General features: G+C 66.9%; 7 protein-coding genes and 1 pseudogene. 4 read left to right on the top strand and 4 right to left on the bottom strand.

What is annotated here, in order from left to right; genetic code table 11:
- A pseudogene (locus tag ACFXHE_RS24100) lies at positions 1 to 2,021 on the bottom strand (DNA-directed RNA polymerase subunit beta); the annotation flags it as partial.
- Between the two features lie 489 nt (positions 2,022 to 2,510).
- On the opposite strand from ACFXHE_RS24100, the gene ACFXHE_RS24095 reads away from it, so the two are divergent.
- Positions 2,511 to 2,813, top strand: coding sequence for a hypothetical protein (locus ACFXHE_RS24095; protein ID WP_379386404.1), 303 nt, complete (start codon positions 2,511 to 2,513; stop codon positions 2,811 to 2,813).
- A gap of 1 nt (position 2,814) precedes the next feature.
- Here ACFXHE_RS24095 and ACFXHE_RS24090 read toward each other — a convergent pair whose 3' ends face one another.
- Positions 2,815 to 3,696 (bottom strand): sigma-70 family RNA polymerase sigma factor, encoded by an 882-nt coding sequence (locus ACFXHE_RS24090; protein ID WP_379386402.1) that lies wholly within the window; start codon positions 3,694 to 3,696, stop codon positions 2,815 to 2,817.
- A 2-nt stretch (positions 3,697 to 3,698) separates the two neighbouring features.
- Positions 3,699 to 4,094, bottom strand: a complete 396-nt coding sequence (locus tag ACFXHE_RS24085) for a VOC family protein (protein WP_379386400.1) — start codon at positions 4,092 to 4,094, stop codon at positions 3,699 to 3,701.
- A gap of 239 nt (positions 4,095 to 4,333) precedes the next feature.
- Here ACFXHE_RS24085 and ACFXHE_RS24080 point away from each other — a divergent pair, with 239 nt between their 5' ends.
- The 3 genes from ACFXHE_RS24080 (at position 4,334) to infA (ending at position 5,799) form a co-directional block, all read left to right on the top strand.
- Positions 4,334 to 4,558 carry a hypothetical protein gene (locus tag ACFXHE_RS24080; RefSeq protein WP_379386398.1) on the top strand — a complete coding sequence of 75 codons (225 nt, stop codon included), beginning with the start codon at positions 4,334 to 4,336 and terminating at the stop codon, positions 4,556 to 4,558.
- 225 nt (positions 4,559 to 4,783) lie between these two features.
- Positions 4,784 to 5,578 (top strand): GNAT family N-acetyltransferase, encoded by a 795-nt coding sequence (locus ACFXHE_RS24075; protein WP_379386397.1) that lies wholly within the window; start codon positions 4,784 to 4,786, stop codon positions 5,576 to 5,578.
- Positions 5,575 to 5,799, top strand: a complete 225-nt coding sequence (gene infA / locus ACFXHE_RS24070; RefSeq protein WP_356996338.1) for a translation initiation factor IF-1 — start codon at positions 5,575 to 5,577, stop codon at positions 5,797 to 5,799. The genes ACFXHE_RS24075 and infA overlap by 4 nt, the downstream gene beginning before the upstream one ends.
- A gap of 93 nt (positions 5,800 to 5,892) precedes the next feature.
- Here the strand turns inward: infA and ACFXHE_RS24065 are convergent, their stop codons facing one another.
- On the bottom strand, positions 5,893 to 6,471 hold the full coding sequence (locus tag ACFXHE_RS24065) for a dihydrofolate reductase family protein (protein ID WP_379386395.1): 579 nt from the start codon (positions 6,469 to 6,471) through the stop codon (positions 5,893 to 5,895).
- Between the last annotated feature and the right edge of the window lie 68 nt (positions 6,472 to 6,539).

Here is a 6,539-nt window from a genome sequence, read left to right as displayed (position 1 = left end):
GCCTCCACCCGCATACCCTCGTCCACGATCGGACGCTGGTTGGCGCAGGTGCCCTGGTTCGAACGCTCGAACTTACGCAGCCGGTAGCTGCGGCGAGTGCCGTCGTCGTGCATCACGGTGATGAAGTCGGCCGAAACCTCCTCCACCACACCGGGTTTCTCGTTCAGCACGACATCGCCGGAATCGATCGCCGCCCGCATTTCCATGCCGGTGCCGACCAGCGGCGACTCCGAGCGAATCAGCGGCACCGACTGCTTCTGCATGTTCGCGCCCATGAGGGCACGGTTGGCGTCGTCGTGCTCGAGGAACGGGATCATGGCGGTCGCGACCGACACCATCTGGCGCGGTGACACGTCCATGAAGTCGACGGCGGCGGCATGGACCAGCTCGACTTCGGAGTTCTTGCGCCGCACCGCGATTCGATCGGACACGAAGCGCCCGGCCGCATCCAGCGGTTCGTTGGCCTGCGCCACCACGTGCAGGTCCTCTTCGTCGGCGGACAGGTAGTCGATCTCGTCGGTCACCCTGCCGTCGGTCACCCGCCGGTACGGAGTCTCGATGAACCCGAACGGATTGACCCGCGCGTACACCGACAGATACCCCATCAGGCCGATATTCGGCCCCTCCGGGGTCTCGATCGGGCACATCCGGCCGTAGTGGCTGTAGTGCACATCGCGCACCTCGAGGCTGGCGCGTTCCCGGTTGAGCCCGCCGGGCCCGAGCGCCGAGAGCCGCCGCTTGTGGGTGAGGCTCGACAGCGGATTGCGGTGATCCATGAACTGCGAGAACTGGGAGGTGCCGAAGAACTCCCGCAGCGCCGCCACGACCGGGCGGATGTTCAGCAGCGACTGCGGGGTCACTGCCTCGATGTCCTGGGTCGTCATGCGTTCGCGCACCACGCGTTCCATGCGTGACAGGCCCAGCCGCAGCTGGTTCTGGATGAGCTCGCCGACGGTGCGCACCCGGCGATTGCCGAAGTGGTCGATATCGTCGACCTCGACCGGGACCTCGATGCCGCCGGGCGCGGTCATCACTTTCTCGCCCGCGTGCAGCCGCACCAGGTAGTCGACGATGGTGACGAGGTCCTCCTCGGTGAGCACCGGCGAGCCGACCGCCTCGGCCGTGTGGATGCCGAGTTTCTTGTTCACCTTGTAGCGGCCGACGCGGGCCAGGTCGTAGCGCTTCTCCTTGAAGAAGAGATTCTCCAGCAGCGTCTGCGCGGACTCCTTGGTCGGCGGCTCGCCGGGGCGCAGCTTGCGGTGGATGTCCAGCAGCGCCTCGTCGGTGCCGGGCGTGTTGTCCTTCTCCAGCGAGGTCAGCATGATGCCGGAGTGGCCGAAGCGCTCGGTGATCTGCTCGCTGGTCCAGCCGAGCGCCTTGAGCAGGACCGTCACCGGCTGCCGGCGCTTGCGATCGATCCGGACGCCGACGGTGTCGCGCTTGTCCACGTCGAACTCCAGCCACGCACCGCGGGAGGGGATGACGCGCGCGGAATACAGTGTCTTCTCGGTGGATTTGTCGATGCTCTCGTCGAAATAGACGCCGGGGGAGCGGATCAGCTGCGAGATGACCACGCGTTCGGTGCCATTGATGACGAACGTGCCCGTGCCGGTCATCATCGGGAAATCGCCCAGGAACACCGTCTGGGATTTGATCTCCCCGGTGTTGTGGTTGATGAACTCCGCGGTCACGAAAAGCGGTGCCGCGTAGGTCAGATCCCGGTCCTTGCACTCCTCGATCGAGGTCTTGACGTCCTCGAAGCGGGGTTCGAACAGGGTCAGCGACATGGTTCCCGCGAAGTCCTCGATGGGGCTGATCTCGTCGAGTACCTCCTCCAGCCCGCTGGCGCGCGTGACGCCGTGCGCGGCCGTCCGGGCGCGCCAATCGGGCGCGCCGATCAGCCAGCCGAACGAATCGGTCTGCACCTGCAGGAGATCCGGAACTGCCAGGGGCTCGGTCACCGTGGCGAACGAAACCCGCTCGGTCTGATTCGAGACTGCCAAAATGCGTCCTTCCAGCACCTCGCGCCGCCCGCGCAGGCGGTCGGTCGCGGTATCTGCTTGTCCTGTGGCCGTAATTCACGCGCACCGGCGCCGGCCGTCCGAACATGACTCGACAACAACGGGTGGATGAAGCCGCACGCAGACAGCGCGACCTTCCACGGTCATTTCACATTTCGAGAGTCGGACAGCACCCGCCCAGGCGCGAAATCTCAAATTACACCCGAAGTCAACAGATGTCGAGAGGCGCAAAGAAATTGACACCGATATTCCGGTATCTTCCCATTTCAATAGTGCCACTGCGGAACGCAATTCGTCAAGTCGATTGTCGCCTCCCGTTCGCGGCCTACTGGCCAGCGCGAAAGCGACTGGGCGGCAGTATGTTCGGCTCTGCACGCCAGGGTGTGGCCGTGCAGTAATTCGTCTCTCGCGACGACCATGACCGGGTGCAGACCCGTATTCACTGATGCTCGCAGTGCACCGGCCCTGCGGACTGTTCCTGGTCGAACTGTGGATCGTGATCCGCGGCCATGCCGATCCCGCGACCTGGAGGCCTTCGCGGAAGCGATTGTGGCCGAGGCGGATTCGGGTCGTGACTTCGAGACTTTCTTCGACCCGTTCCCTTATCGCGGCGACCGGATGTGGGACCACCTCACTGCCTACCGGGGAAGGCGGTGGTCCCCCTGCCTCCTCGCCCAGATCCTCGATGGCAGCTGCGGCAGCGTCGAATCGGAACGCGCCTACCCGGATCCTGCCGAGTTGGTCACCGGCGCCCGAAACCAGTTCGACGCCCTCGACCTGGCCGGTCGGTGATTCAGGCCGAACCGGGTAGGTGCATCGCGGCGAGGCGGTGCGGGTCGGCGAGCAGGGTGATGGCGGTGATGCGATGGCCGGCGACGGCGAGGGACATGACGGATAGCGGGGTGCCGTCCTCGCGCCAGGAGATGTAGCCGGGCAGATTGTCGACGAGGACCGGCTGGTGGCGGGTGACCGCGCCGGAGAAACTGCCTGCGCGCGTGGCTACTTCGGTGGCGCCGAGGGTGACGAATACGCCGCCGGGGGTGTGGACGGTGAGCCGCACGTCGGGGTCGAGGACGCGAAGGAGCGCCTCGAAGTCGCCGCCCACCGCGGCCCGGCGGAACGCTTCGGCCACGGCCCGCTGTTCGCGCCCGGGGGCGGCCGGATGCTCGCCGGCGCCCTGGACCTTCCGGCGGGCACGGCTGGCGATCATCTTGGTGGCGTCCGCGGATTTGCCGAGGATCCGGCCGATATCGGCGAACGGCACCGCGAACATGTCGTGCAGTACGAAGGCCAGGCGCTCGCTGGGGCCGAGCGAGTCCAGGACGACCAGCAGCGCCAGGCCCACCGAATCGGCCAGGGCGACATACTCTTCCGGTTCGGTGGCGCCGTGGTCGGCGGTGACGACGAACTCGGGCAGGCCGTCGTAGGACGACTCCTGCCGGGCCTGGCGCGAGCGCAGCAGGTCCAGGCTGATCCGGCCGACGACCGTGGTGAGCCAGCCCGCGAGGTTGTCGATGGCGGCGGCGTCCTGGCGGGCCAGCCGCATCCAGGCTTCCTGCACCACGTCCTCGGCATCGGCATGCGAGCCCAGGACGCGGTACGCGACCGCCCGCAGCCGATCGCGCTGTGCCTCGAAGGCCGCGGCCACCGGGTCCGTCGAGCCGGATCCGGCCATGGCTACCGTCCCCGCCGCTGCTGCCGCAGTGAGACCCGGTTCCCGTCCGGGTCCACCGCCTCGATGCGCACCCCGAACGGATACTCCACCGGTTCCGGATCGATGAACGTCACGCCCCTGTCCTGCAGCACCTCGAAGTCCTTCCACAAGTTGTCCGATTCGAGAATGAGCGGCCCGGGTGCGACCACCTCCGGGCCCCCGGCCGGCTGCCCGGCCGCCTCCGGAAGCAGCCACAGAATGATCTCCACGGGACTCCCGGACGCCCTGACGGTCAGGAACCGCCCGTCGGGTCCGGCATAGTCCACCTGCTTCTCCAGCCCGAGCCCTTCGGTGTAGAACCGCAGCGCCCGGTCCTGATCGGTCACATAGACGGTGACATACAAGATGTTCGACAGCACCCTGTCCTCCATTCCTCGGTCCGGCGACCCGGTCGATGTCGGTCGCCACCCTGTATGACGCGGGCCGCCGCGAGAAGGTAACCGGCCCGGTCGCGGCCGCCGTCGTGCCGATGCTCGGCAGGTAACGAATCGGCCGAATCGCGGCACGGTTGTGACAGTCGTCCGGTCAGGGCGGCTAGCGTCGGACGACGTGGTCCGACAGGACTCCGATCCGCCCCTCACCTCGACAGGAGGATCAGGTGACCGAGCCAGCCAAACCCTCACTGCTGTCGAAGATCTCGATGAAGCAGTGGATCGCGATCGTCCTCACCGTGCTGGCGGTGATGTTCATTGCCGAGAATCGGCACCGGGTGGACATCGAATTCCTGCTGCTGACCATCCGTTCGCCGATGTGGCTGGTGCTGCTGGCGACCTTCGCCATCGGCTGGGTCGTGGGCGTCCTGACCATGCGATCCCGTCGCTGAGACAGCCCATCCTTCTGCTTCTTCTTCGGTCCGTGGCGGAAAATACCTTGCGCGGACCGGGATTCGGTCTGCTAGCCTGCTGCCTACCGTGACATCAGGCGAGGAGGTGAGACCCATGAACACAGTACCGATGTGGGGGCTCCCTCTCGTCGTCACGGATTGGCGAACGCTGTAGTTGTCGCCGGGAGCGCCTGCCTGACAAGGCAATCCCGAAAGGTGACGACGATGAATACTTCGGATATCTCTTCGCGTGCGGGCGATTCCGCCGCGATCACCCGGGTCGCGCTGACCCGATGGCAAGCCGTGGAGAACGACCTGGTGGTCGGGTGCGGCGATATTTCGACACGACCCGACGGACGGCTGTTCGTCAGCATCGACGCCTGGCACGACGCGGTGTTCGACCAACTCGCGGCCGCGATGCTCCCCACCCTGCGCCGGCCACTGCACACCGTGGTCGACGAGAACGATGCCGACCTGCTGTCCCGGTGGGCGCGAACCGGTTTCACGACCCGGCGCCGGGAATGGGAGTACCTGATCCCCACCGATCCGGCCGGCACCGGGCTGCATGCGGTCCTCCCGCCACCGGACATCACGATCGTGCCGGCCGGGCGCGCGGCGGCGGAACCGCTGCGCGCCGTGGACCGGGTCATCCGCGACGAGGTGCAGGCGGCGGTCGGCTGGCAGGAGATGCCGGCCGAGATCCTGGGCGGGTACGACGGTGACACCATCGTGGACCGGTCGAAATACGTGGCGGCGGCCCAGACCGACCGCTACGTGGGCCTGCTCCGCGTGGTGCAGGTGACACGGCTACCGCGGATCGGACTGATCGCGGTCCGGGCCGACCAGCAGCGCCGCGGCATCGCCCACGCCATGCTGGCCCACACCCTGTCCACGCTGCACCACCGCGGCATCGTCACCGCCTCGGCCGAGGTGAACGAATCCAACGCGGCGGCCACCGCACTGTTCGACGGCATCGGCGCCCGGCGCGTGAACAGCAACCTGGAACTGGTGCTGCGATGACCAAGACCGGAAAGGGAATAGAAATCGAGGGCACCGTCGTCGAGTGCCTGCGCAATGCCACCTTCACGGTGGAACTGCCCAATGGGCATCAGGTCCTCGCGCACATCAGCGGCAAGATCCGGAAGAACTACATCAAGATCCTCCCGGCCGACCGCGTCCTCGTGGAACTGAGCCCCTACGACCTCACCCGCGGCCGAATTCTGTTCCGGTACAGGACGTAACGGGCACGGGCGGCGGCTCCCGGTGGAGGCTGTCGAAACCGAAGTCGGAGGGCCCAGCCGCCGGGCGGGCGGCTGGGCCCTCCCACCGTGGGTTCAGGCGTCGCGGAGGAATTCGTAGGCGTAGTACACCAGGCCGTCGCCGATCTGCCGAGTCTCGATGAGACGCAACGGTTTCGCGGCGGTCGTCCGATCGAAGAGCCGCTTGCCGTCGCCGAGGACGACGGGGAACACGACGAGGCGGAGCTCGTCGGCCAGGTCGTGCTCGATCAGGGTGCGCACCAGCTCATAGCTGGCGTAGACGATGATCTCGCCCGTCACGGACCGCTTCAGGGCCGCGATCTCGGAGACCGCGTCGCCTTTGAGGACCGTCGCGTTGATCCACTGCGGGGGTTCGGTGGTCGAGGACACGACATGCTTGGGGAGGCTGTTCAACTTGTCGGCCCAGACCCCGGTGCGGGAATTCCATCGCGGCGCGAACCATTCGTCGCTGCGACGGCCGAGCAGCATGGCGTCGGCGCCCAGCGCCTCCCGCGTCTCGAGTTCGGCCCAGGCCTGGAAATCGGTGCTGCCGGGCGCCGGGAACCAGCCGCCGCGGGCGAAGCCCTCCCGGCCGTCGGGGTCCTGGACGACGCCGTCGACGCTGACATTGGTGGTGATGACGATCGTGCCCATGCGGGTCTCCTTGATCGGTGTGTTCGGTTGCTGGTGAGGTAGAAACCGGAGCCCGCCGAAACTGGGCG

This window comes from Nocardia sp. NPDC059229 (genome assembly GCF_042754165.1).
Taxonomy (GTDB): domain Bacteria; phylum Actinomycetota; class Actinomycetes; order Mycobacteriales; family Mycobacteriaceae; genus Nocardia.
Note: the sequence above shows the minus strand (reverse complement) of the source record. Positions and strands in the feature narration are given on the sequence as shown.

Bases quoted from the DNA above. Each gene is read 5' to 3' on its own strand.
- ACFXHE_RS24090 (WP_379386402.1), bottom strand. From the start codon at position 3,696: ATGGCCGGATCCGGCTCGACGGACCCGGTGGCCGCGGCCTTCGAGGCA.
- ACFXHE_RS24075 (WP_379386397.1), top strand. From the start codon at position 4,784: ATGAATACTTCGGATATCTCTTCGCGTGCGGGCGATTCCGCCGCGATC.
- infA (WP_356996338.1), top strand. From the start codon at position 5,575: ATGACCAAGACCGGAAAGGGAATAGAAATCGAGGGCACCGTCGTCGAG.
- ACFXHE_RS24065 (WP_379386395.1), bottom strand. From the start codon at position 6,471: ATGGGCACGATCGTCATCACCACCAATGTCAGCGTCGACGGCGTCGTC.